The organism is Pseudomonas sp. CF161, assembly GCF_000416215.1.
Classification (GTDB): Bacteria; Pseudomonadota; Gammaproteobacteria; order Pseudomonadales; family Pseudomonadaceae; genus Aquipseudomonas.
In genome coordinates, this window is sequence record NZ_ATLP01000057.1 from 67,435 (window position 1) to 91,319 (window position 23,885).

Consider the following 23,885-nt stretch of genomic DNA (forward strand, 5'->3'; position numbering starts at 1 on the left):
GACTTTTAAGCCTGGTCCGCAGACTATCGCTCCCAAACCTGGCGACCCCGTCATGAAGGGGCTCCGCTGCCGCCGCCTGAGGAGAGAATTAGAAATGACCTTCGTCGTCACCGACAACTGCATCAAGTGCAAGTACACCGACTGCGTAGAAGTCTGTCCGGTGGACTGCTTTTACGAAGGCCCGAACTTCCTGGTGATTCACCCGGATGAGTGCATTGATTGCGCGCTGTGCGAGCCTGAATGCCCAGCTGTAGCCATTTTCTCCGAAGACGAAGTCCCGGACGAGATGCAGGAATTCATTCAGCTGAACGTTGAGCTGGCCGAGATCTGGCCCAACATCACTGAGAAGAAAGAGTCGTTGCCGGATGCCGAAGAGTGGGATGGCGTCAAAGGCAAGATCAAAGACCTCGAACGCTGATTACCGCCGCGTTCCCGAAAAGGCCCCTTGCGGGCCTTTTTGCTTTTCAGGGAAAGGGCTTTTCTCCTGTCACTTTTTTACAGGCGAAAAAAAGGGGCGGTATGACCCGCCCACATTTTTCCCTATTCCCTGTAGTCCTTTTCATCGTCCTGATGAATCGCTTCCTGCGATGTCCCTGACCATCTTCCTTGATGGCAGTGTCTATCCGTCGACACAGGGCTGATATTAAAGACTTTCAGCCGGGTAGCAACTGCTGCCGATCCCGTAAGAAGTGTCTCTACCTAACTGCCGCTTTAAAATAAACATATATAAATCAATTAGTTAGAAAAACACCCACCTATAAAAGGGCAACTTCCAAGCCGTAAGAGCCCAAACACTTACGAAAGAGTAGGCTTTGGCTTACACGCACTTTCTAACTACTCCCATTTGGCACTGCATCTCTTTTACTAAAAACATTCCATAGCCCATAAAAAAGCCCCGACCAGGTCGGGGCTTTTTATCAACTGCGGCGGGCGAGCGCTGTTATTGGAACAATGACTCGCTGGAAAGGCCGTTCTTCTCAAGGATTTCGCGCAGGCGTTTCAGACCTTCTACCTGAATCTGTCTCACTCGTTCGCGGGTAAGACCAATTTCTAGCCCTACATCTTCAAGGGTGCTGCTTTCATGACCGCGCAAGCCGAAGCGCCTGATGACGACTTCACGCTGCTTGTCGGTCAACTCGGACAGCCATTGATCGATGCTCTGAGACAGGTCGTCATCCTGCAGCAGCTCGCAAGGATCAGTTGGACGGTCATCGGTGAGGGTGTCCAGCAAGGTTTTATCCGAATCCGGACCCAGCGAGACATCAACCGAAGAAACCCGCTCGTTCAAGCCCAGCATGCGCTTGACCTCTCCCACTGGTTTTTCAAGCAGGTTGGCGATTTCTTCAGGGGAAGGTTCATGGTCGAGCTTTTGCGTCAGCTCACGTGCGGCCCGCAGGTAGACGTTGAGCTCCTTGACCACATGAATCGGCAACCGGATGGTGCGGGTCTGATTCATGATCGCGCGTTCGATGGTCTGCCGAATCCACCAGGTCGCGTAGGTCGAGAAGCGAAAGCCACGTTCCGGATCGAATTTTTCCACCGCTCGGATCAGCCCGAGGTTGCCCTCTTCGATCAGGTCCAGCAGGGAGAGGCCGCGATTGACATAGCGTCGGGCGATTTTCACCACGAGTCGCAAGTTGCTTTCGATCATGCGCTTGCGCCCGGCGGGGTCACCGCTCTGCGACAGTCGCGCAAAGTGGACTTCTTCTTCCGGGGAGAGCAACGGGGAAAAGCCGATTTCATTGAGGTACAGCTGCGTCGCGTCGAGCGCTCGCGTGTAATCAATGTACTTGTGTTGCTTAAGCGTTGCGGAGTGTTTGGATTTGGCGCGAACGGAAGGCGGTGCAGCCCCTTCATTATTCGACATCGAATCCATAGCGATGCCGGTCTCCATAAGGAGCACCTCATCGTCGATGTCAAACTCCGGCACTTCTTTACTGAGAGCCATTGTTATAGTCCTTTGGTGAGTTCGACCTCAAGCTCAAGCGGCGCCTTTATCCTTGGCAACGCTGGAGCCTGTTCCCTCTACGTGACGGAACAGGCTGGTAACCGATCAACGACGTGGCAAGAATTGCAGCGGATCTACAGGTTTCCCTTGTCGGCGAATCTCAAAGTGCAGTTTCACCCGGTCTGTACCAGTTGACCCCATTTCGGCAATTGTCTGTCCGACTTTGACCTGCTGCCCCTCCCGAACCAACAACCTGCGGTTATGACCGTAGGCACTGACGTAGGTATCGCTGTGTTTGATGATGACTAATTCGCCGTAGCCCCTTAAGCCACTCCCGGCGTAAACCACCGTCCCATCAGACGCAGCTAAAACAGGCTGTCCCAAATCTCCGGCGATATCAATGCCTTTATTCAAACTACCGTTTGAAGAGAATTTACCAATCAAAATACCGTTCGAAGGCCAGCCCCAGCCAGTCGGGGCGGGGCCTGCAGGCGGTAATGGCGCCGGCGCCGGTTTGCTCGCAATCGTTGGCGAGGCGCCGACAGGGCGCCGCGTGACCGTAGTTTTACTCGAAGAAGAGGCGGTTGATTGTGAACTAGTGACAACTGTCGTTGGCGCCGAGCCTGTACGGCCGTCAAAACGGATCGTCTGCCCGGGGTGAATGGTGTAGGGCTCGGGAATGTTGTTGCGCGCCGCCAGTGCCTTGTAGTCCCAGCCGTAACGAAAGGCGATCGAGAACAGGGTATCGCCACGCCTCACGGCATATTGCCCAGTGGTCACGGTCGGGCGCTGTGGGGCCGCATTGTTGCGATCAACCACGCCGACGCTGCTGGATTTGGTACTGGAACAGCCGACCAACAAGGAACTCAAGACAAAGCCGATCATCAGTCGCTGAAAGCTTGTGGTACCCATACGCTGCGCAATGACCGTGAGACTCACCCGCCGCTCCCTTTGTGGTGGTGGAATATGAAAGCTGCCCGATTCGGGCATCAAGTGTCGCCAGTATAACTGGCCGCTCGCGCTTTACCGTGGGCTTGACCAAATCATTGGACGCATCACCAGGCTTGCGGGGGCACATGGCGGGTTTCTTGATTCGTCCGGCTGTAAGACACAGCCGATCAAACAGAATTCACCCCGCGTAAACAAATGCTCAGGCCAGCGGGCCATTGAGCAGCGGCACAAACCGCACGGCACCCAGCACATGCCGTGAAAAGCCCTGCTCTTCACGGACAATCAGCATCAGTTGCTGGACTTCGCCGGCGCCGACCGGGATCACCAGACGACCGCCAGGAGCCAGTTGATCCAGTAACGCCTGGGGCACGTCGGTGGCGACAGCGGTCACGATGATGCCGTTATAGGGCGCCAGCGCCGGCCAGCCTTCCCAACCATCGCCCCAACGGAATACCACGTTGCGCAGGTTCAACTCGACCAGACGCTCCTTGGCCCGATCCTGCAGCACCTTGATGCGCTCGACGGAAAACACGCGCTCGACCAATTGCGACAGTACTGCCGTCTGATACCCGGACCCCGTGCCAATCTCCATTACCTTGTCCAGGGGCCCGGCAGCCAGCAGCAGCTCGCTCATGCGCGCCACCATGTAGGGCTGGGAAATGGTCTGGTTGTGGCCGATCGGCAGTGCGGTGTCTTCGTAGGCGCGGTGCGCCAATGCTTCATCGACGAACAGATGGCGTGGCGTACGCCGGATGACTTCCAGCACCTGGGCGTTGGACAGGCCTTCGTCGTACAGGCGCTGAATCAGCCGCTCGCGGGTGCGCTGGGAAGTCATGCCGATACCGCGACGCAGCAAATCGTCTTGCTCACGAGCCATCAGCGCAGCCCCTCCAGCCAGCCATCGAGGCTGTTAAATGCATCGCTGAAGGTGCGATCGAGCTGCAACGGGGTGATGGACACATAACCCTGCATGACGGCATGGAAGTCCGTGCCCGGGCCGCCGTCTTCGGCGTCGCCCGCGGCGGCAATCCAGTAGCCGGCCTTGCCGCGCGGATCAACCACCTTCATCGGCGCCGCCGCACGTGCACGATGGCCCAGGCGAGTCAGCTGGATGCCGCGAATATGATCGAGTGGCAAGTTGGGAATGTTCACGTTCAGCACCGTACGCGGCGGCAGATCCAGCGAGCCATGGGCCTCCACCAGCTTGCGCGCGAAATAGGCGGCAGTGGGCAGGTTTTCGACCTGGCGCGATGCCAGCGAAAAAGCAAAGGCCGGAAGCGCAAGGAAACGCCCCTCGAGTGCTGCCGCGACAGTGCCGGAATACAGCACGTCATCCCCCAGGTTCGCCCCCAGGTTGATCCCGGAAACCACCATCTCCGGCTCGTGCTCAAGCAGGCCATTGAGGCCAAGGTGCACGCAATCGGTCGGCGTACCGTTGATACCGATAAAGCCGTTGCTCAGGGTATGCGGGTGCAGCGGACGGTCGAGCGTCAGCGAGCTGCTGGCGCCGCTTTTGTCTTGGTCCGGGGCGATAACCACGCATTCGGCATAATCCGCCAGCGCAGCATGAAGCGCGGCGAGACCGGGTGCTGTTACCCCATCGTCGTTAGAAATCAGAATACGCATGGGCTGTCCGTCTGCCCTACCGGCACCAGATCGACCAGTTCGCGCACCAATACGGTGGCGAAGCATCCAGCCGGCAGGACGAATTCCAATTGCAGAATGTCAGGCTCGGGATAATGCCACGTCAACCCGCCAATGGGCAGCCGCAGGATGCGACGTTCGTGGCTCATTCCGGCTTTTATCAACCAATCGCACAGGTCAGCCTCGCGGGTAGCGACGTGCTGCTCCAGGGCATGGGTCAGACCGGCGGCGGGCGATTCGCCCTCCCCCCACTGCGGCCCGGTCGGGTGCAGGTCGAGGATCGCCAGGCGCGGGTCATTGCATTCAGCCTCACCGGCCGGGAAAAAACTGCGGCTGTCGGTGAACGCCAGCAAATCGCCGACCTGGGCACGTTGCCAACTGCCATCGGCCACTCGCGCCGCCAGCACCTGGTTGAACACGTAGCTGCGGGCCGTCGAAAGCAGGCGCGAACGCACATTACGTTGCTCCGGCAAGGCCTTGCGTGCCGCCCAGCCGCGGGCGTCCACCAGGTTGCCGCCGTCATGGCCAAAGCGCTGGGCACCGAAGTAGTTGGGAATGCCCTGTTGCGCGATCAGCTTCAGGCGCTCGTCGATAGCGGCCTGGTCGGCCTTGAGCTGGGTCAGGCGCAGGGTAAAGCCATTGGCGGCATGAGCACCGCGTTGCAGCTTGCGTTTGTGGCGTGCGGTCTTGAGGATCTTCAGGGTGTCGTTTTCCGCCGCGGCAAGATCGGGGTCGGCCTTGCCGGGCAACTGCACGCTGAACCACTGCCGGGTCAGCGCCTGGCGATCCTTGAGGCCGGCATAGCTGACGGTGCGCAAAGGCACACCCGCCGCCTTGGCGATCCGCCGGGCCGCCTCTTCGGTGTTCAAGCCGCGCTTTTCCACCCACAACCAAAGATGCTCGCCTTCACCCGTCAGCGGAATATCCAGCACTTCGTCGACCTGGAAATCCTCGGCGCTGGCTTTCAGCACCGCGCTGCCCAAAGCCTGGCCATAGGCCCGCGGGCCCAGCAATTCCTGTTCCGTCATGCGCGCAGCAACAAGGCGACGCTGTGCACGGCGATGCCTTCTTCGCGACCGACAAAGCCGAGTTTTTCGGTGGTAGTAGCTTTCACGTTCACTTGATCCAGTTCAACTTGCAGATCCGCGGCAATCAGCGCGCGCATTGCTTCGATATGGGGTGCCATCTTCGGCGCCTGGGCCACGATGGTGTTGTCGACATTGCCGACTTTCCAGCCTTTGCCGTGGATCAGTGCGACCACGTGACGCAGCAGCACACGGCTGTCGGCGCCCTTGAATTGCGGATCGGTGTCCGGAAAATGCTTGCCGATATCGCCCAGCGCCGCAGCACCGAGCAAGGCATCGCTCAAGGCGTGGAGTACGACGTCACCGTCGGAATGGGCGAGCAGCCCGAAGCTGTGTGCAATTCGCACGCCGCCCAGAGTAATGAAGTCGCCTTCAGCAAAACGGTGCACATCATAGCCGTGGCCAATACGCATAAAAAAACGCCCCGATTTAGTCAGGGCGTGATTCTACCTGCTTTGTCGGACATTAGGCGCTAAGAGCACGCGCGTGATGCTGCAGGTGGTCGTCGATGAAACTGGCGATGAAGAAATAGCTGTGGTCGTAGCCCGGCTGCACACGCAGGGTCAGCGGATGACCCGCGGCCTTTGCCGCCTGCTGCAAGGCTTCCGGCTTGAGCTGGGTCGCCAGGAAATCATCGCGATCGCCCTGATCCACCAGCAGCGGCAGCTTCTCGCTGGCTTCGGCGATCAGCACGCTGGCATCCCACTCGCGCCAGCGCGAACGCTCTTCGCCCAGGTAACGGGAGAAGGCCTTCTGGCCCCATGGGCAATCCATCGGGTTACTGATCGGCGCAAGGGCCGACACCGACTGGTAGCGCCCGGGATTGCGCAGGGCGCAGACCAAGGCCCCGTGCCCGCCCATGGAGTGCCCGCTGATACCGCGCTTGTCCGAGGCCGGGAAATGCGCCTCGACCAACGCCGGCAGCTCCTGCACCACGTAGTCGTGCATGCGGTAGTGCTGGGCCCAAGGCTCCTGGGTCGCATTGAGGTAGAAGCCGGCGCCCAGGCCGAAATCCCAGGCACCGTCGGGATCCGCCGGCACGCCGGGGCCACGGGGGCTGGTGTCCGGGGCGACGATGATCAGCCCGAGTTCTGCGGCCATGCGCATCGCGCCGGCCTTGTGCATAAAGTTTTCATCCGTGCAGGTCAGCCCGGACAACCAGTACAGCACCGGCAGCTTGCTTCCCGCCTCTGCCTGCGGCGGCAGGTACACGGCGAACACCATGTCGCAGCCCAAGACCTGGGAGTGGTGTTTGTAGCGCTTATGCCAGCCGCCAAAGCTCTTTTGACACGAAATATTTTCCAAACTCATAGGGCCTCCAGAGGCAATTGCAGGCCATCAGCGTCAAGCGGCAAGACCGCTGAACCACTTGCCGCTGATAGCTTGCAGCTCCCCGCTGCTCCTCAGAAATGAATGACGGTACGAATGCTTTTACCTTCATGCATCAGGTCGAAAGCCTTGTTGATGTCTTCAAGGCCCATGGTGTGGGTGATAAAGGTGTCCAACGGGATCTCGCCGCTCTGGGCCATTTCCACGTAGCTTGGCAGCTCGGAACGACCGCGCACGCCACCAAAGGCCGAACCGCGCCAGACGCGCCCGGTGACCAGTTGGAACGGACGGGTGGAAATTTCCTGGCCGGCACCGGCAACGCCGATGATCACCGACTCGCCCCACCCCTTGTGGCAGCATTCCAGCGCCGCACGCATCAACTGCACGTTGCCGATGCATTCGAAGGAGAAGTCCACACCGCCATCGGTCATGTCGACGATGACTTCCTGGATCGGACGATCGAAGTCTTTCGGGTTGACGCAATCGGTAGCGCCCAGTTGCTTGGCGATTTCAAACTTGGCCGGGTTGATGTCAATGGCAATGATCCGCGCGGCCTTGGCCTTGACCGCACCGATCACGGCCGAGAGGCCGATACCGCCCAGGCCGAAGATGGCCACGGTATCGCCGGGCTTGACCTTGGCGGTGTTGATCACCGCGCCGATGCCGGTGGTGACACCGCAGCCCAGCAGGCAGACTTTTTCCAGTGGCGCTTCTTTCGGGATCTTGGCCACGGAGATTTCCGGCAACACGGTGTATTCGGAGAAGGTCGAGGTGCCCATGTAATGGAAAATCGGCTGCCCCTTGTAGGAAAAGCGCGTGGTGCCGTCCGGCATCAGGCCTTTGCCCTGGGTGGCGCGAATCGCCTGACAGAGGTTGGTCTTGCCCGACAGGCAGAATTTGCACTTGCCGCATTCCGGGGTGTACAGCGGGATGACGTGGTCGCCGACGGCAACCGAGGTCACGCCTTCACCGATGGCTTCAACCACGGCCCCACCTTCGTGCCCCAGGATCGACGGGAAGATACCTTCCGGATCAGCGCCGGACAGGGTGTAGGCATCGGTATGGCACACACCGGAAGCAACCACCCGCAGCAGGACTTCACCGGCCTTGGGCATGGCCACATCGACTTCGACGATTTCGAGAGGCTTCTTGGCCTCGAAGGCAACGGCAGCGCGCGACTTGATCATCCTGGGGGTCTCCAATGAATAAAAACGAGACACGCAGTGTAAAACACCGCAGGACGATTAATAATCCGAGCAAAAGCAAAACATTATTGCTGTACAGGGATAATCGACATGAGTGAAAACCGCTGGGAGGGCATCGACGAGTTTGTCGCAGTGGCCGAATACAGCCAGTTCACTGCAGCAGCCGAGCGTCTGGGGGTGTCCTCCTCCCATATCAGCCGGCAAATTGCCCGCCTCGAGGAGCGCCTGCAAACTCGCCTGCTCTATCGCAGTACCCGCCGCGTCACTTTGACCGAGGCGGGTCAGACGTTTCTTCAGCATTGCCAACGCCTGCAGGACGGCCGCGAGGAGGCGTTGCGCGCGGTGGGTGATTTGACCAGCGAGCCCAAAGGCATGCTGCGCATGACCTGCGCCGTGGCTTATGGCGAGCGCTTTATCGTGCCGCTGGTGACCCGCTTTATGGGCCTCTATCCGCAACTGCGGGTGGACATCGAGCTCAGCAACCGCCCACTGGACCTGGTGCATGAGGGGCTGGACCTGGCGATTCGCCTGGGGCGGCTCCAGGATTCACGCCTTGTGGCCACGCGCCTGGCGCCGCGGCGCATGTACCTGTGCGCCTCGCCGTCGTATCTGGAGCGCTACGGGCGCCCCCATAGCCTGTCGGAGTTGAGCCGACACAATTGCCTGATTGGCAGCTCGGATATCTGGCAACTGGAACAGAACGGGCGGGAGTTTTCCCAGCGGGTGCAGGGCAATTGGCGCTGCAACAGTGGCCAGGCAGTACTGGACGCGGCGCTGCAAGGGGTTGGGTTGTGTCAGTTGCCGGACTACTACGTGCTCGAACACCTGCGCAGCGGCACCTTGATCTCCCTGCTGGAGGCCCACCAACCGCCCAATACCGCGGTCTGGGCGCTGTATCCGCAACAGCGGCATTTGTCGCCCAAGGTGCGCAAGCTGGTGGATTACCTCAAGCAAGGCCTGGTCCAGCGCCCGGAGTACCAAGATTTGTAGCCGCTGGCGCGGAAGCCTCTTGGGCGTTGGGCTGAATCTGGAGGATCGGCGGTGTTGATCAGGGCCAGCGCAGCCTCGCGGGTTCGACAGCGGCACGGGGCGACGTGTAGCCGCTGCCGCAGGCTGCGCTGGCCCTAACGAGCACCCAGGTGGTCCGCCGCTACGCCATCAGCGGCGGTTGGCCCAGCGCTGGCGCAGCCATTCGAGGTCTTCGGGGCGGGTGACTTTGATGTTGTCCGAACGGCCTTCGATCAGGCGTGGCGCCTGGCCTGACCATTCCATCGCCGAGGCTTCGTCGGTGATCAGCACATCGGCCACCAGGCTGTCAGCCAATGCCCGATGCAAGGCGCCCAGGCGAAACATCTGCGGCGTGTAGGCCTGCCAGATCAAGCTGCGGTCGACGGTTTCCAGCACACGGCCGTGCTTGTCGACGCGCTTCAAGGTGTCCCGAGCCGGCACGGCGAGCAAACCGCCCACCGGGTCGTCCGCCAATTCGCCAAGCAGCTTGTCCAGGTCATCGCGGGTCAGGTTGGGCCGAGCCGCGTCGTGCACCAGCACCCAGTCCTCATCGGCCGCGCCCTGGGCATGCAGGTGCAACAAGGCATTGAGGACCGAACCGGAGCGCTCCTGCCCACCGTCCACGCGCTGAATGCGCGAGTCACGGGCACAGGCCAGGGTCGGCCAGAAGGGATCGTCGGCAGCCAGACTGACCACCAGCCCCTTGAGGCAAGGATGGTCGAGGAAACAGCCGAGGCTGTGTTCAAGAATAGTGCGCCCGCCCAGCTGCAAATACTGCTTGGGACGGTCCGCGGCCATACGGGCACCAACGCCCGCGGCAGGAATCACGGCCCAGAAGGCCGGCAAACGCTCGATCATTGGGCCAACTGGTAGAGGGTCTCGCCCTCCTTGACCATGCCCAACTCATGGCGGGCCCGTTCTTCAACGGTCTCCATGCCCTTTTTCAACTCCATGACTTCCGCATCGAGTACGCGATTACGCTCCAGCAAACGCTCGTTTTCGGCGTGCTGATCGGCAATCTGCTGAGTCAGGTCGGCTACCTGCGCCAAACTGCCATTCCCCACCCACAGGCGGTACTGCAGGCCAGCCAGCAGCAAGAGCAAGACGAGGAACAACCAATTGGGACTGCGCATCGAATATCGGGTATCCAGTGAAAAAAGACAGCCATGCCTACAACTTCGAACCTACTGATAGCACGAAGCCTGGAAGAACCAGGCTTGTGCTCATAAGGCATCAGATTAGAGGCAAAAAAGCCGCTATAGCGATTTTTCCGACACAATCCGGTGTCTTTTTACCATCTACCGCTTAGCCGCGAAACTCGCTGCGGCCGTTGTACTTGGCTTTGCCATTCAATTGCTCTTCGATGCGCAGCAATTGGTTGTACTTGGAAACGCGATCGGAACGGCACAGCGAACCGGTCTTGATCTGGCCAGCCGCAGTGCCCACGGCCAGGTCGGCAATGGTCGAATCTTCGGTTTCGCCGGAGCGGTGCGAGATGACGGCGGTGTAACCGGCAGCCTTGGCCATCTGGATGGCTTCCAGGGTTTCGGTCAGGGTGCCGATCTGGTTGAACTTGATCAGGATCGAGTTGGCAATCTTCTTGTCGATGCCTTCTTTCAGGATCTTGGTGTTGGTCACGAACAGGTCGTCACCTACCAACTGGGTCTTCTCGCCGATCTTGTCGGTCAGGATTTTCCAGCCAGCCCAGTCAGACTCGTCCAAGCCATCTTCGATCGAGATGATCGGGTAGCGCTCGGTCAGGCCTTTCAGGTAGTCAGCGAAACCTTCAGCGGTGAATACCTGGCCTTCGCCGGACAGGTTGTACTTGCCGTCTTCGTAGAATTCGCTGGCCGCGCAGTCCAGAGCCAGGGTCACGTCAGTGCCCAGGGTGTAACCGGCGTTGGCCACGGCTTCGGAGATCACTTTCAAAGCGTCTTCGTTGGATGCCAGGTTCGGTGCGAAACCACCTTCGTCACCCACCGCAGTGCTCAGGCCACGGGCCTTCAGCACAGCCTTGAGGTGATGGAAAATCTCGGTACCCATGCGCAGGCCTTCCGAGAAAGACTTGGCGCCCACCGGCTGCACCATGAATTCCTGGATATCGACGTTGTTATCGGCATGCTCGCCGCCGTTGATGATGTTCATCATCGGAACCGGCATCGAGTACACGCCCGGGGTGCCGTTGAGGTTGGCGATGTGGGCGTACAGCGGCAGGTCCTGGTCCTGGGCAGCAGCCTTGGCCGCAGCCAGGGATACGGCGAGGATTGCGTTGGCGCCCAGGGTGGCTTTGTTTTCAGTGCCGTCGAGCTTGATCATCGCGTGATCCAGCGCTTTCTGGTCGCTTGGGTCTTTACCCAGCAGCAGGTCGCGGATCGGACCGTTGATGTTGGCTACAGCCTTGAGCACGCCTTTGCCCAGGTAACGGCTCTTGTCGCCATCACGCAGCTCGAGCGCTTCACGCGAGCCGGTGGAAGCACCGGACGGCGCGCAGGCGCTACCGATGATGCCGTTATCGAGAAGCACGTCCGCTTCGACGGTGGGATTGCCACGGGAGTCGAGAACTTCACGACCTTTGATGTCGACGATTTTTGCCATTGTTGTAAACACTCCAAAGTTGACGAAAACGACGCAGCTGTAGGAAATCTCTTTACCGTCGGCAAGTGATGGGCAGCGGGCAGGCTTGCAGACGATAAGGCTCAGGCCCGAGGGCCTGAGAAATAATCGTGCGGTACTTTACCGGAGAAATCGGTTTTAGGCGGTTTCTACCGTCGGAAAACTCTTCACCAGTTCGTCCAGCGCCTTGAGCTGAGCCAGGAACGGCTCGAGCTTGTCCAGGCGCAGGGCGCAAGGACCGTCGCACTTGGCGTTGTCCGGATCCGGGTGGGCTTCCAGGAACAGGCCAGCCAGGGACTGGCTGATGCCGGCCTTGGCCAGGTCGGTGACCTGGGCCCGACGACCACCCGCCGAATCGGCACGGCCGCCCGGCATCTGCAGGGCATGGGTCACGTCGAAGAACACCGGGTATTCGAACTGCTTCATGATGCCGAAGCCGAGCATGTCGACGACCAGGTTGTTGTAGCCGAAGCTGGAACCGCGCTCGCAGAGGATCAACTGATCGTTACCCGCTTCTTCGCACTTGCTCAGGATGTGTTTCATTTCCTGAGGCGCAAGGAACTGGGCTTTCTTGATGTTGATCACCGCACCGGTCTTGGCCATCGCGACCACCAGGTCGGTCTGGCGCGAGAGGAAGGCCGGCAACTGGATGATGTCGCAGACTTCAGCGACGATCGCCGCCTGGTCAGGCTCGTGCACGTCAGTGATGATCGGCACGCCGAAGGCCTGCTTGATGTCCTGGAAGATCCGCATGCCCTCTTCCAGGCCGGGGCCACGGTAAGAGGTCACTGAGGAACGGTTGGCCTTGTCGAAGCTGGCCTTGAACACGTAAGGGATCCCAAGCTTCTGGGTCACCTTGACGTACTCTTCACAGACCTGCATCGCCATGTCGCGGCTTTCCAGCACGTTCATGCCACCGAAAAGCACCATGGGCTTGTCGTTGGCAATCTCGATATCGCCTACACGGATGATCTTCTGGGCCATCAGGGTTTATGCCTTCTTCTGGTGTTGAGCCAAGGCCGCCTTGACGAAACCGCTGAACAACGGGTGACCGTCGCGCGGTGTCGAGGTGAACTCAGGGTGGAATTGGCAAGCGACGAACCATGGATGATCCGGTGCTTCAACCACTTCAACCAGCGCGCCATCACCGGAACGACCGGAGATTTTCAGGCCGGCTTCCATGATTTGCGGCAGCAGGTTGTTGTTCACTTCGTAGCGATGACGGTGACGCTCGACGATCACATCCTTGGCGTAGCAATCGTGAACCAGGGAACCCGGCTCCAGCAGGCAATCCTGGGCACCCAAGCGCATGGTGCCGCCCAGATCGGAAGCCTCGGTGCGGGTTTCGACAGCACCGGTGGCATCTTCCCACTCGGTGATCAGGCCCACGACCGGGTGACCGCTGGCGCGATCGAACTCGGTGGAGTTGGCGTCTTTCCAGCCCAGCACGTTACGTGCGAACTCGATAACGGCCACTTGCATGCCCAGGCAGATACCGAGGTACGGCACCTTGTTTTCACGAGCGTATTGCACGGCGGTGATCTTGCCTTCCACGCCACGCAGACCGAAGCCGCCCGGTACGAGGATGGCATCGACACCTTCGAGCAGCGCGGTGCCCTGGTTTTCGATGTCTTCGGAATCGATGTAGCGCAGGTTGACCTTGGTCCGGTTGCTGATGCCGGCGTGACTCATGGCTTCGATCAGCGACTTGTAGGCGTCCAGCAGCTCCATGTACTTGCCGACCATGGCGATGGTGACTTCGTGCTCCGGGTTCAGCTTGGCGTCAACCACGGCTTCCCACTCGGACAGGTCAGCGCTGCCGCATTGCAGGCCGAAACGCTCGACGACAAAATCATCCAGGCCCTGGGAGTGCAGGATGCCCGGGATCTTGTAGATGGTGTCCGCATCTTCCAGCGCAATCACCGCACGTTCTTCAACGTTGGTGAACTGGGCGATCTTGCGCCGCGACGAGATGTCGATTGGGTGATCGGAGCGGCATACCAGCACGTCCGGCTGCAGGCCAATGGAACGCAGTTCCTTGACCGAATGCTGGGTCGGTTTGGTTTTGGTTTCGCCGGCGGTGGCGATGTACGGCACCAGGGTCAGGTGCATCAGCATCGCGCGCTTGGCGCCGACTTCGAAACGCAACTGGCGGATGGCCTCGAGAAACGGTTGGGACTCGATGTCACCCACGGTGCCACCGATTTCAACCATGGCCACGTCGGCATCGCCGGCGCCCTTGATGATGCGACGCTTGATCTCGTCGGTGATGTGCGGAATCACCTGGATGGTTGCACCCAGGTAGTCACCACGGCGCTCTTTGCGCAGCACGTGCTCGTAGACACGGCCGGTGGTGAAGTTGTTGTTCTGGGTCATGGTCGTGCGGATGAACCGCTCGTAGTGGCCCAAGTCCAGGTCAGTCTCGGCGCCGTCGTGGGTGACGAACACTTCACCGTGCTGGAACGGGCTCATGGTGCCCGGGTCGACGTTGATGTACGGGTCCAGCTTCAGCATGGTGACCTTAAGTCCCCGCGCCTCCAGGATGGCCGCCAATGAAGCCGAGGCAATGCCTTTCCCCAATGAAGAAACAACACCGCCCGTGACGAATATGTAGCGCGTCATGAAAAACCCTAGAAGTCTGCGTTAAAGCGGTCCGAGCCGCCGGGGAAAGCGAAGGAAGGCCGAAGCCCCCGATCACCTGCATTAATCACAGTGCATCTTTCGAAAAAACCGCCGCGTTGTGACAGACCGGATGCAAAAACACCGGTACGTTGCTCGCTACACATTTTTTGGAATCGCCCAGCAAAGACTGCTTGGTAATCGGCAACTTCTGCAATTCAGGCGAATCCACAGAAGTTGTATCAAGAAGGGAGCGTAGTCTACCGGAAAGGGCCTTTCAGCTCAAACCTTGATCGCTCGTCGGCGGCTGCCAATGCAATTGCCAGCAACCATGGGCGTTTGCGACAAGACCTGGCAGGTTCGCCACCGCCAACAACTGCTCGCCCTGATACAGCAGCGGCAATCTGCCACGGGCAAAGGCCGGCAAGCCACTTTCATTGAGCAACCGCTTCAGGTCGCGATGGCCTCGCCCCGGCAAATGCATGACTTCGCCACCTTGACGATAAGCCACCTGCAACGGCCCCCCGGGGCCCTGACCGGTGATATGCAGCTGCCCATTATCCGGCAGCACCAGCGGTCGGGAAATGTCCGTCCAGGAAGACGCATCAGGCACCGGGCGCAACCAGGCGCCCGCCAACCACCACAATCGCCCACAGGCTCGATGCAGTTCGCCATCCGCCAGGCGCCAGATCGGACGCCCATCTGGCGCCGCATCGCGTAGCGTCTCCCAGCCCACCCAGTGCTCGCTATCCGGCAAACGACCGCGAAGGCTCAGCCAGTGGCTCAAGGCGTTGCGCTGGCGAGCGGGAGAAAGCGCTTGCAGCGGGGCCAACTCCAGTGACGGCAGGCGCAACCAACCAAAGTCGCTGGCAGTGTCGGCCGCCGCAAGATCCATCTGCGCCAGCTCATCGAGCAGCCCTTGGGCCTCACTCAAATGCGCCGCACTGCGCGCCATGCTGGCCAGCGCCCGAGGCCAGCGAGCAGTGAGCTGGGGAAGCACCGCGTGGCGCAGGTAATTGCGTGAAAACTGCTGATCGAGATTGGAGGGATCCTCGATCCAGCTCAATCCACGCTCATCGGCGTAACGCAGCAGTTCAGCCCGCGATACATCCAGCAACGGCCGCAGCAAATGCCCGCAACCCAAAGGGCGGGACTGAGGCATCGCTGCCAACCCTCTGGCCCCCGCGCCGCGCAACAGCCGAAACAACAGGGTTTCCGCCTGATCGTCACGATGCTGCCCGGTCAGCAGCAACTCGTTGCCGGCTGTTGCGCGCTCAAAGGCGCCGTAACGCGCATCACGGGCCGCACGCTCGAGGCTGGCGCCCTCTTGCACCTGCACGCGCACGACCTGCAAGGGCACCCCCAGCACGTCGCACACGGACTGACAATGGGCCGGCCAGGCATCCGCCGCCGCCTGTAGGCCGTGGTGAACATGCAGGGCAGTCAAAGGTGGAAGTGGATATTGTTGCGCCAGATCGGCAAGCAGGTGCAGGAGGACGGTGGAGTCCAGACCGCCGGAATAGGCAATACGCCAGGCGCAGGCGTCACGCCAAGGAGCCAGCCGGTGCAGCAATTGGGCGGATAGGTGATTCATCAACGGACAGGACCTGTGGGAGCCGGGCTTGCCTGCTGCAGACGCTGGAGCGGTGAAGGGATCACCACCGCGTCCGGCCCGCAGGCAAGCTCGCTCCTACAAGAAGGAGCGACGGCGTATCAGAGACCGTAGCTCATCAGGCGGTCATAACGACGCTTGAGCAGGGTTTCGGTGTCCATGCCCTTGAGCATCGCCAACTGCGAAGTCAGCTCGGCACGGATCGAGGCAGCAGCGCCCGCCGGGTCACGGTGTGCGCCACCCAGAGGCTCGCCGATCACCTTGTCCACAATGCCCAGGCCTTTGAGACGCTCGGCAGTGATGCCCATGGCTTCCGCGGCATCCGGGGCTTTCTCGGCGGTTTTCCAGAGGATGGACGCGCAACCTTCTGGGGAAATAACCGCATAAGTCGAGTACTGCAGCATGTTCAGCTGGTCGCAAACGCCGATCGCCAATGCACCGCCAGAACCACCTTCGCCGATGACCGTGGCGATGATCGGGGTCTTCAGGCGGGCCATGACACGCAGGTTCCAGGCAATGGCTTCGCTCTGGTTGCGCTCTTCGGCGTCGATGCCCGGGTACGCGCCCGGCGTATCGATAAAGGTCAGGATCGGCATCTTGAAGCGTTCGGCCATTTCCATCAGGCGGCAGGCCTTGCGGTAGCCTTCCGGACGCGGCATGCCGAAGTTGCGACGAACTTTTTCGCGGACTTCACGGCCTTTCTGGTGACCAATGATCATCACCGGCTGGTCGTCCAGACGGGCAACCCCGCCGACAATGGCAGCATCGTCCGAGAAGTGACGGTCGCCATGCAGCTCGTCGAACTCGGTGAAGATGTGGTCGATGTAGTCCAGGGTGTACGGACGACGCGGGTGCCGCGCCAGACGAGCGATCTGCCAGCTGGTCAGCTTGCCGAAGATGTCCTCGGTGAGCGTGCTGCTTTTATCCTGCAGGCGGGAGATCTCATCGCCGATATTCAGCGAATTGTCATTACCGACCAAGCGCAACTCTTCGATCTTGGCTTGCAGGTCGGCGATCGGCTGTTCGAAATCTAGAAAATTCGGGTTCATAGGCGTCCGTCTTGGGTCGACATCCAAGAGAGCTTGGGTCGGCCGGTTGTCTATTCGCGCATTACCTTAAGGGACAGGCGCGTTCAGGTCGAGATTAAAATCCGGGTCGAGGTCAGGGCAAACCCGATAACGCAAGGAATGCCCGCTGACCGTCAACGGTATTGGAGGAAGACGTTGTCTCGCCCGAACTGGTCACGCAGGGCTTGAATCAATGCATCCGCCGGGTCGATTCGCCAGCCTTCGCCGAACTGCAGCAAGGCCTTGGAATCATCCCGGGCATATTCCATGGTCACCGGGCAGGCACCGCGATACCGCTTGAGCAGTTCGCCCAACCAGCGTAGCTGATCACCCTTGAGGGCCTCGGTATGAACCTTGAGCCGTAGGCTTTCCGCCAGGTTGGTCCGCGCATCCTCCATGCTCATCACGCGCTTGACCCGCAGGCGCAGGCCGCCGGAGAAGTCATCGTTGCTGACCTCGCCCTCGACCACCACCATCGCGTCGGTCTGCAGCAGGGACTGCGCCGAATGGAAGGCCTCGGCAAACAGTGAAGCCTCGATCCGCCCCGAACGGTCGTCCAGGGTAATGAAGCCCATCTTGTCGCCTTTTTTGTTCTTCATGACCCGCAGGGCAATGATCATCCCCGCCACGGTCTGGGTATCCCGCGCCGGCTTCAGGTCGATGATGCGCTGGCGGGCGAAACGGCGGATTTCACCTTCATACTCGTCAATCGGGTGACCGGTCAGGTACAGCCCCAGGGTGTCTTTCTCACCTTTGAGGCGCTCCTTGAGGGTCAGCTCCTTGGCCTTGCGGTGATTGGCGTAGACATCGGCGTCTTCTTCCACGAACAGGCCGCCAAACAGGTCGGCGTGGCCACTGTCGTGGGTCCGGGCCGTCTGTTCGGCCGCCTTGATCGCTTCTTCCATGGCGGCCAGCAACACCGCCCGGTTCTGGTCGATGTTGGCCTGATAGGCCTTGGGCTCATCGTGGAAATACGGGCCCAGGCGGTCCAGGGCGCCACTGCGGATCAAGCCGTCAAGGGTGCGCTTGTTGATGCGCTTGAGGTCCACCCGGGCGCAGAAATCAAACAGGTCCTTGAACGGCCCGGCCTGGCGCGCCTCGGTAATGGCCTCAACCGGCCCTTCGCCAACCCCCTTGATCGCCCCCAGGCCATAAATGATCCGGCCTTCGTCGTTCACCGTGAACTTGAATTCCGAGGTGTTCACGTCTGGCGCGTCGAGGCGCAGCTTCATGGTCCGCACTTCCTCGATCAAGGTCACGACCTTGTCGGTGTTGTGCATATCCGCCGAGAGCACCGCAGCCATGAACGGCGCCGGGTAGTGAGCCTTGAGCCAGGCCGTCTGGTACGACACTAGGCCGTAGGCCGCGGAGTGGGATTTGTTGAAGCCGTAACCGGCGAATTTCTCCACCAGGTCGAAAATGTTACCCGCCAGGTCCGGGTCGATATTATTGGTGGCGCACCCCTCAATGAAACCGCCGCGTTGCTTGGCCATTTCCTCGGGTTTTTTCTTACCCATCGCCCGGCGCAGCATGTCCGCACCACCGAGGGTGTAACCGGCCATGACCTGGGCGATCTGCATCACCTGTTCCTGATACAGGATGATGCCGTAAGTCGGTGCCAGTACCGGCTTGAGGCCTTCGTACTGGTAATCGGAGTGCGGGTAGGCCAGTTCGGCGCGACCGTGCTTACGGTTGATGAAGTCATCCACCATGCCCGATTGCAAAGGGCCCGGACGGAACAGGGCCACCAGTGCGATCAAGTCTTCCAGGCAGTCGGGCTTGAGCTTTTTGATCAGCTCTTTCATGCCTCGCGACTCAAGCTGGAACACCGCCGTGGTTTCAGCCTTTTGCAGCAGGCTGTAGGTCGGCTTGTCGTCGAGCGGGATGAAGGCGATATCCAGTGGCTCTTCGTCGACCTTGGCCCGCTCGCGGTTGATGGTCTTGAGGGCCCAATCGATGATGGTCAGGGTCCGCAGGCCGAGGAAGTCGAACTTCACCAGGCCCGCGGCCTCGACGTCATCCTTGTCGAACTGGGTAACCAGGCCATCGCCTTCTTCATCGCAATAGATCGGCGAAAAGTCGGTCAGTTTGGTGGGCGCGATCACCACACCACCGGCGTGCTTGCCGACGTTACGCACCACGCCTTCAAGCTTGCGCGCCATCTCCCAGATTTCCGCCGCTTCTTCATCGACCTTGATGAAGTCGCGCAGGATCTCTTCCTGTTCGTAGGCTTTTTCCAGGGTCATGCCGACTTCGAACGGGATCATCTTCGACAGGCGATCCGCCAGGCCGTAGGACTTGCCCTGGACCCGCGCCACGTCCCGCACCACAGCCTTGGCGGCCATGGAACCGAAGGTGATGATCTGGCTTACCGCGTTGCGGCCGTACTTCTCGGCCACGTAGTCGATCACCCGGTCACGACCGTCCATGCAGAAGTCGACGTCGAAGTCGGGCATGGAGACCCGTTCCGGGTTGAGGAAACGTTCGAACAGCAGGTCATATTCCAGCGGGTCGAGGTCGGTGATCTTCTGCACGTAGGCCACCAGGGACCCGGCACCCGATCCACGGCCCGGACCTACCGGGACGCCGTTGCTCTTGGCCCACTGGATAAAGTCCATAACGATCAGGAAGTAACCGGGGAAGCCCATCTGGATGATGATATCCAGCTCGAAATTCAAGCGATCGACGTACACCTGGCGCCGGGCTTCGTAATCTTCGGTCGTGTCTTTGGGCAGCAGCACCGACAGCCGCTCTTCCAGGCCGTCGAACGAGACCTTGCGGAAATACTCGTCGATGGTCATGCCATCGGGAATCGGGAAGTTGGGCAGGAAGTGAGTGCCCAGCTTGACCTCGATATTGCAGCGCTTGGCAATTTCGACCGAGTTCTCCAGCGCCTCGGGCAAGTCACTGAACAGCTCGGCCATCTCATCGGCGCTTTTCAGGTACTGCTGGTCGCTGTAGTTTTTCGAGCGCCGTGGATCGTCTAGGGCGCGGCCCTCACCGATGCAAACGCGGGTTTCGTGAGCTTCGAAGTCTTCCTGCTTGATGAAACGCACATCGTTGGTCGCCACCAGCGGTGCACCGATCTTGTCGGCCAGGGCCACGGCTGCGTGCAACTGCTCTTCGTCATTCGGACGATTGGTGCGCTGAACTTCCAGATAGAAGCGATCCGGGAACACCGCCATCCAATCGCGAGCCAGGGTCTCGGCTTCCGCCAGGTCACCGCTAATCAAGGCGATGCCGATCTCACCTTCCTTGGCGGCCGACAGCATGATCAAGCCGTCCGCGGCCTCGGCCACCCATTCCCGCTCGATAATCACCTGGCCATTACGCTGGCCATCGATAAAACCACGGGAGATCAACTCAGTCAGGTTGCGATAGCCGACGGCGTTCATCGCCAGCAGGCTGATCCGGCTCAGTGGGTTGTCCGGATCCTTGTTCGACAGCCACAAGTCGGCGCCGCAGATCGGCTTGATACCCGCGCCCATGGAGGCTTTATAGAATTTGACCAGGGAACACATGTTGTTTTGGTCGGTGACCGCCACGGCGGGCATGCCCATGCCGGCCAGCGTCTTGACCAGCGGCTTGATCCGCACCAGACCGTCGACCAGTGAGTATTCAGTGTGCAGGCGCAGGTGAACGAATGAAGCCGGCATAGTGATCCTGTAAGTAAGCACAAAAACAACAAGGCCCGGATTGTACCGGGCCTCGGCTAAAACATCAGCCTCAGGACTGTGTCTCGCTCAAGCGCTCGCGTGCTTCATAGGCTTGGCGGACCGGCGCGAACGAACGCCGGTGAATCGGCGTCGGCCCCAGGCGGGCCAGCGCTTCAAGGTGCACAGGCGTCGGATAACCCTTGTGGCCACCGATGCCGTAACCCGGATAGATCAGCTCGAACGCCGCCATTTCACGGTCGCGACTGACCTTGGCCAGAATCGACGCGGCGGCAATTGCCGGCACCTTGCTATCACCCTTGACCACCGCCTCCGCGGGCATCGCCAGCCTCGGGCAACGATTACCGTCGATCATCGCCAGCTTCGGGGTAATGCTCAGCCCTTCCACCGCGCGCTGCATGGCGAGCATGGTCGCGTGAAGAATATTCAGTTCGTCGATTTCCTCGACTTCAGCGCGGGCAATGCACCAGCTCAGGGCTTTCTCGCAGATCTCGTCGTAGAGTTTTTCGCGCCGGGCTTCGGTGAGTTTCTTCGAATCGTTGAGGCCAAGGATCGGCCGGTTCGGATCCAGAATGACCGCCGCCGTGACCACCGCACCGCACAACGGACCGCGTCCGACTTCATCGACGCCGCACACCAGCTCTTCAGTGGCGGCCACCAGGGTAAAGTCCAGGCCCATCTGCATCTTCAGGTTACTCATTGCGCTTTGCCGATCAGGTTCAGGACTGCATCAGCCGCCTGGTTCGAGGCGTCCCGACGCAAGGTTCGATGGATTTCGTCGAAGCCGCGAGTCTGCTCCTCGCCCCCCTCGATGAGTGGCGACAACGTCCGCGCCAGGGCGTCGGGCGTCGCCTCATCCTGCAGCAACTCGGGCACCAGCAAACGCTGGGCCAGCAAGTTGGGCAAGGAGATGTAGGGGCTTTTAACCATGCGCTTGAGAATCCAGAACGTCAGCGGCGCCAGACGATAGGCGACCACCATCGGCCGCTTGTACAGCAGCGCTTCCAGGGTCGCGGTGCCAGAGGCAATCAGTACCGCATCGCAAGCCGCCAAGGCCCGGTGGGACTGGCCGTCAAGCAAGGTCAACGGCAAGTCGCGACCGGCCAGTAATTGCTCCAACTGGATACGGCGCTCGGGGCTGGCACAGGGCATGACAAAACGCACGCCAGGGCGCATGGCCCGCAGACGTTGCGCGGTATCAAGGAACAGCGCCCCCAGGCGCCCGACTTCACCGCCACGACTGCCTGGCATCAATGCCACCAGCGGGCCATCGGGCAAACCCAGCTCAGCGCGAGCCGCAGCACGATCAGCTTCCAGTGGAATCGCATCGGCCAGGGAGTGACCGACAAACCGCACCGGAACACCCTTCTCTTCGTAGAATTTTGCCTCGAACGGGAACAGCGTCAGCATCAGATCGCAACCTTCGCGGATCTTCAGCACACGCTTCTGCCGCCAAGCCCAGACGGACGGGCTGACATAGTGCACCGTCTTGATCCCGGCCTGTCGCAGCTTGAGCTCGATATTCAGGGTGAAATCAGGTGCGTCGATGCCGATAAACACGTCAGGCTTTTCGGCGATCAGGGTCTGGATCAGCTTCTTGCGCCGTGCCAGCAGCTCACGCAGCCGCCCCAGCACTTCCACCAGCCCCATGACCGCCAGGCGCTCCATGGGGAAGTACGAAACCAGGCCCTCGGCCTGCATCAGCGGGCCGCCGACGCCGATAAATTCAACCGCAGGATGCCGGGCCTTGAGCGCGCGCATCAAACCGGCGCCGAGAATATCGCCGGAGGCCTCGCCAGCCACCAGCGCAATACGCAGATTGCTCATGATTAACGAGTGATGCCACGGGTCGAAGACTGGATCGAGTCACGGAAGATCGCGACTTCGGGGAATTGCACAGAAGGCTCGGCCAACTCGGCCAGGGCCTGGTCAACGGTCAGCCCCTGGCGGTACACCACTTTATAGGCTCGGCGCAGGGCGTGGATCGCGTCTTCGCTGAAACCACGGCGGCGCATGCCTTCAAAGTTCATGCTGCGGGCTTCGGCGGGGTTGCCGAATACCGTGACGAACGCAGGTACGTCCTTGCCGATGGCCGTGCCCATGCCGGAAAAGCTATGGGCGCCAATATGGCAATACTGGTGAACCAGGGTGAAACCGGAGAGGATCGCCCAGTCATCCACGTGCACATGCCCAGCCAACGCAGTGTTGTTGACCAGAATGCAGTGGTTGCCGATCACGCTGTCATGTCCGATGTGGGCATAGGCCATGACCAGGTTGTGATCGCCCAAGGTGGTTTCGGAGCGATCCTGGACCGTACCGCGGTGAATGGTCACACCTTCACGGATGACGTTGTGGTCTCCGATCACCAGCCGTGTTTCCTCACCCTTGTACTTGAGATCGGGCGTGTCCTCGCCTACCGAGGAAAACTGGTAGATGCGGTTATGTTTGCCGATCCGGGTTGGCCCCTTGAGAATCACATGGGGGCCAATCACTGTACCCTCGCCGATTTCCACACCAGCGCCGACGATCGACCAGGGGCCGACCTCGACGTCGTCGGCCAGAACGGCCGTCGGATCGATGATTGCGCGAGGGTCAATCAAACTCATAGCTTGCGTTCCGCACAGATGATTTCAGCGGAGCAGACTGGCTTGCCATCGACCGAAGCCTGGCACTCGAACTTCCAGATCTGACGCTTGCAACTGAGGAACTTGGCTTCAAGGATCAGTTGATCACCCGGCAGCACCGGCTGGCGGAAGCGCAGCTTGTCGGAACCAACGAAGTAGTAAAGGGTGCCATCGGCCGGCTTCACGTCCAGCATCTTGAAACCAAGGATGCCGGCAGCTTGAGCCATCGCCTCGATGATCAGCACGCCCGGCATGATTGGATGCGCAGGGAAGTGACCATTGAAGAAAGGCTCGTTGATGCTGACATTCTTGTAGGCACGAATGCGCTTGCCCTCAACATCCAAGTCCACCACCCGGTCCACCAGCAGGAACGGATAACGGTGGGGCAGGTATTCGCGAATTTCGTTGATGTCCATCATTTCGTGGGGAAGCCTGTAGTAAAGATTGGGAGCGCGCGACTAACGCGTGCTCCTCTAGCAAATCAAGGAGGCAGTCTAGCGGCTGTG

At 60.3% G+C, this 23,885-nt stretch carries 22 protein-coding genes; 2 read left to right on the forward strand and 20 right to left on the reverse strand.

The features are described 5' to 3' along the window. The first annotated feature begins 94 nt into the window (after positions 1 to 94). Positions 95 to 418, forward strand: coding sequence for a ferredoxin FdxA (fdxA, locus tag CF161_RS10695; RefSeq protein WP_020296593.1), 324 nt, complete (start codon positions 95 to 97; stop codon positions 416 to 418). A 522-nt stretch (positions 419 to 940) separates the two neighbouring features. Here the strand turns inward: fdxA and rpoS are convergent. From rpoS to CF161_RS10735, 8 genes are all read right to left on the reverse strand, one after another. Then, positions 941 to 1,948, reverse strand: a complete 1,008-nt coding sequence (gene rpoS, locus CF161_RS10700) for an RNA polymerase sigma factor RpoS (protein WP_020296594.1) — start codon at positions 1,946 to 1,948, stop codon at positions 941 to 943. Positions 1,949 to 2,053: 105 nt separating this feature from the next. Then, entirely contained in the window at positions 2,054 to 2,887 is an 834-nt protein-coding gene (locus CF161_RS32205; protein WP_020296595.1) for a peptidoglycan DD-metalloendopeptidase family protein, read from the reverse strand. 211 nt (positions 2,888 to 3,098) lie between these two features. After that, positions 3,099 to 3,734, reverse strand: coding sequence for a protein-L-isoaspartate(D-aspartate) O-methyltransferase (locus tag CF161_RS10710; RefSeq protein WP_177326767.1), 636 nt, complete (start codon positions 3,732 to 3,734; stop codon positions 3,099 to 3,101). A 41-nt stretch (positions 3,735 to 3,775) separates the two neighbouring features. Beyond that, a complete protein-coding gene (gene surE / locus CF161_RS10715; RefSeq protein ID WP_020296597.1) occupies positions 3,776 to 4,525 on the reverse strand; it encodes a 5'/3'-nucleotidase SurE in 750 nt (249 codons plus the stop codon). Next, entirely contained in the window at positions 4,513 to 5,571 is a 1,059-nt protein-coding gene (truD, locus tag CF161_RS10720) for a tRNA pseudouridine(13) synthase TruD (RefSeq protein WP_020296598.1), read from the reverse strand. Before truD ends, surE begins: the two co-directional genes overlap by 13 nt. Further along, a complete protein-coding gene (gene ispF / locus CF161_RS10725; RefSeq protein ID WP_020296599.1) occupies positions 5,568 to 6,041 on the reverse strand; it encodes a 2-C-methyl-D-erythritol 2,4-cyclodiphosphate synthase in 474 nt (157 codons plus the stop codon). The genes truD and ispF overlap by 4 nt, the downstream gene beginning before the upstream one ends. Before the next feature lie 52 nt (positions 6,042 to 6,093). Next, positions 6,094 to 6,939, reverse strand: a complete 846-nt coding sequence (gene fghA, locus CF161_RS10730) for an S-formylglutathione hydrolase (protein WP_020296600.1) — start codon at positions 6,937 to 6,939, stop codon at positions 6,094 to 6,096. Between the two features lie 92 nt (positions 6,940 to 7,031). After that, positions 7,032 to 8,144, reverse strand: coding sequence for an S-(hydroxymethyl)glutathione dehydrogenase/class III alcohol dehydrogenase (locus CF161_RS10735; protein WP_020296601.1), 1,113 nt, complete (start codon positions 8,142 to 8,144; stop codon positions 7,032 to 7,034). Positions 8,145 to 8,252: 108 nt separating this feature from the next. On the opposite strand from CF161_RS10735, the gene CF161_RS10740 reads away from it, so the two are divergent. Further along, positions 8,253 to 9,152, forward strand: a complete 900-nt coding sequence (locus CF161_RS10740; protein ID WP_020296602.1) for a LysR substrate-binding domain-containing protein — start codon at positions 8,253 to 8,255, stop codon at positions 9,150 to 9,152. Positions 9,153 to 9,320: 168 nt separating this feature from the next. On the opposite strand, the gene ispD is transcribed toward CF161_RS10740, so the two are convergent. The 12 genes from ispD to fabZ form a co-directional block, all read right to left on the reverse strand. Next, positions 9,321 to 10,028, reverse strand: coding sequence for a 2-C-methyl-D-erythritol 4-phosphate cytidylyltransferase (gene ispD / locus CF161_RS10745; protein ID WP_020296603.1), 708 nt, complete (start codon positions 10,026 to 10,028; stop codon positions 9,321 to 9,323). Then, a complete protein-coding gene (gene ftsB / locus CF161_RS10750; RefSeq protein WP_011059544.1) occupies positions 10,025 to 10,303 on the reverse strand; it encodes a cell division protein FtsB in 279 nt (92 codons plus the stop codon). The genes ispD and ftsB overlap by 4 nt, the downstream gene beginning before the upstream one ends. A 172-nt stretch (positions 10,304 to 10,475) precedes the next feature. After that, positions 10,476 to 11,765, reverse strand: coding sequence for a phosphopyruvate hydratase (gene eno, locus CF161_RS10755; protein WP_020296604.1), 1,290 nt, complete (start codon positions 11,763 to 11,765; stop codon positions 10,476 to 10,478). Between the two features lie 156 nt (positions 11,766 to 11,921). After that, on the reverse strand, positions 11,922 to 12,767 hold the full coding sequence (gene kdsA / locus CF161_RS10760; protein ID WP_020296605.1) for a 3-deoxy-8-phosphooctulonate synthase: 846 nt from the start codon (positions 12,765 to 12,767) through the stop codon (positions 11,922 to 11,924). Positions 12,768 to 12,773: 6 nt separating this feature from the next. Continuing rightward, on the reverse strand, positions 12,774 to 14,405 hold the full coding sequence (locus CF161_RS10765; RefSeq protein WP_020296606.1) for a CTP synthase: 1,632 nt from the start codon (positions 14,403 to 14,405) through the stop codon (positions 12,774 to 12,776). A 274-nt stretch (positions 14,406 to 14,679) separates the two neighbouring features. After that, entirely contained in the window at positions 14,680 to 15,996 is a 1,317-nt protein-coding gene (gene tilS, locus CF161_RS10770) for a tRNA lysidine(34) synthetase TilS (RefSeq protein ID WP_020296607.1), read from the reverse strand. A gap of 119 nt (positions 15,997 to 16,115) precedes the next feature. Continuing rightward, positions 16,116 to 17,063 (reverse strand): acetyl-CoA carboxylase carboxyltransferase subunit alpha, encoded by a 948-nt coding sequence (locus tag CF161_RS10775; RefSeq protein WP_020296608.1) that lies wholly within the window; start codon positions 17,061 to 17,063, stop codon positions 16,116 to 16,118. 152 nt (positions 17,064 to 17,215) lie between these two features. Beyond that, entirely contained in the window at positions 17,216 to 20,737 is a 3,522-nt protein-coding gene (gene dnaE, locus CF161_RS10780) for a DNA polymerase III subunit alpha (protein WP_020296609.1), read from the reverse strand. 70 nt (positions 20,738 to 20,807) lie between these two features. Then, entirely contained in the window at positions 20,808 to 21,440 is a 633-nt protein-coding gene (rnhB, locus tag CF161_RS10785) for a ribonuclease HII (RefSeq protein WP_020296610.1), read from the reverse strand. Positions 21,441 to 21,451: 11 nt separating this feature from the next. Next, positions 21,452 to 22,582 carry a lipid-A-disaccharide synthase gene (gene lpxB / locus CF161_RS10790; RefSeq protein ID WP_020296611.1) on the reverse strand — a complete coding sequence of 377 codons (1,131 nt, stop codon included), beginning with the start codon at positions 22,580 to 22,582 and terminating at the stop codon, positions 21,452 to 21,454. Positions 22,583 to 22,584: 2 nt separating this feature from the next. Next, positions 22,585 to 23,361, reverse strand: a complete 777-nt coding sequence (gene lpxA / locus CF161_RS10795) for an acyl-ACP--UDP-N-acetylglucosamine O-acyltransferase (RefSeq protein ID WP_020296612.1) — start codon at positions 23,359 to 23,361, stop codon at positions 22,585 to 22,587. Beyond that, entirely contained in the window at positions 23,358 to 23,798 is a 441-nt protein-coding gene (fabZ, locus tag CF161_RS10800; RefSeq protein WP_007907157.1) for a 3-hydroxyacyl-ACP dehydratase FabZ, read from the reverse strand. Before fabZ ends, lpxA begins: the two co-directional genes overlap by 4 nt. Between the last annotated feature and the right edge of the window lie 87 nt (positions 23,799 to 23,885).

Excerpts from the sequence above, each read along its gene's own strand:
- fdxA (WP_020296593.1), top strand. The coding sequence starts at position 95 with ATGACCTTCGTCGTCACCGACAACTGCATCAAGTGCAAGTACACCGAC.
- rpoS (WP_020296594.1), bottom strand. The coding sequence starts at position 1,948 with ATGGCTCTCAGTAAAGAAGTGCCGGAGTTTGACATCGACGATGAGGTG.
- CF161_RS10710 (WP_177326767.1), bottom strand. The coding sequence starts at position 3,734 with ATGACTTCCCAGCGCACCCGCGAGCGGCTGATTCAGCGCCTGTACGAC.
- surE (WP_020296597.1), bottom strand. The coding sequence starts at position 4,525 with ATGCGTATTCTGATTTCTAACGACGATGGGGTAACAGCACCCGGTCTC.
- truD (WP_020296598.1), bottom strand. The coding sequence starts at position 5,571 with ATGACGGAACAGGAATTGCTGGGCCCGCGGGCCTATGGCCAGGCTTTG.
- ispF (WP_020296599.1), bottom strand. The coding sequence starts at position 6,041 with ATGCGTATTGGCCACGGCTATGATGTGCACCGTTTTGCTGAAGGCGAC.
- fghA (WP_020296600.1), bottom strand. The coding sequence starts at position 6,939 with ATGAGTTTGGAAAATATTTCGTGTCAAAAGAGCTTTGGCGGCTGGCAT.
- CF161_RS10735 (WP_020296601.1), bottom strand. The coding sequence starts at position 8,144 with ATGATCAAGTCGCGCGCTGCCGTTGCCTTCGAGGCCAAGAAGCCTCTC.
- CF161_RS10740 (WP_020296602.1), top strand. The coding sequence starts at position 8,253 with ATGAGTGAAAACCGCTGGGAGGGCATCGACGAGTTTGTCGCAGTGGCC.
- ispD (WP_020296603.1), bottom strand. The coding sequence starts at position 10,028 with ATGATCGAGCGTTTGCCGGCCTTCTGGGCCGTGATTCCTGCCGCGGGC.
- ftsB (WP_011059544.1), bottom strand. The coding sequence starts at position 10,303 with ATGCGCAGTCCCAATTGGTTGTTCCTCGTCTTGCTCTTGCTGCTGGCT.
- eno (WP_020296604.1), bottom strand. The coding sequence starts at position 11,765 with ATGGCAAAAATCGTCGACATCAAAGGTCGTGAAGTTCTCGACTCCCGT.
- kdsA (WP_020296605.1), bottom strand. The coding sequence starts at position 12,767 with ATGGCCCAGAAGATCATCCGTGTAGGCGATATCGAGATTGCCAACGAC.
- CF161_RS10765 (WP_020296606.1), bottom strand. The coding sequence starts at position 14,405 with ATGACGCGCTACATATTCGTCACGGGCGGTGTTGTTTCTTCATTGGGG.
- tilS (WP_020296607.1), bottom strand. The coding sequence starts at position 15,996 with ATGAATCACCTATCCGCCCAATTGCTGCACCGGCTGGCTCCTTGGCGT.
- CF161_RS10775 (WP_020296608.1), bottom strand. The coding sequence starts at position 17,063 with ATGAACCCGAATTTTCTAGATTTCGAACAGCCGATCGCCGACCTGCAA.
- dnaE (WP_020296609.1), bottom strand. The coding sequence starts at position 20,737 with ATGCCGGCTTCATTCGTTCACCTGCGCCTGCACACTGAATACTCACTG.
- rnhB (WP_020296610.1), bottom strand. The coding sequence starts at position 21,440 with ATGCAGATGGGCCTGGACTTTACCCTGGTGGCCGCCACTGAAGAGCTG.
- lpxB (WP_020296611.1), bottom strand. The coding sequence starts at position 22,582 with ATGAGCAATCTGCGTATTGCGCTGGTGGCTGGCGAGGCCTCCGGCGAT.
- lpxA (WP_020296612.1), bottom strand. The coding sequence starts at position 23,361 with ATGAGTTTGATTGACCCTCGCGCAATCATCGATCCGACGGCCGTTCTG.
- fabZ (WP_007907157.1), bottom strand. The coding sequence starts at position 23,798 with ATGATGGACATCAACGAAATTCGCGAATACCTGCCCCACCGTTATCCG.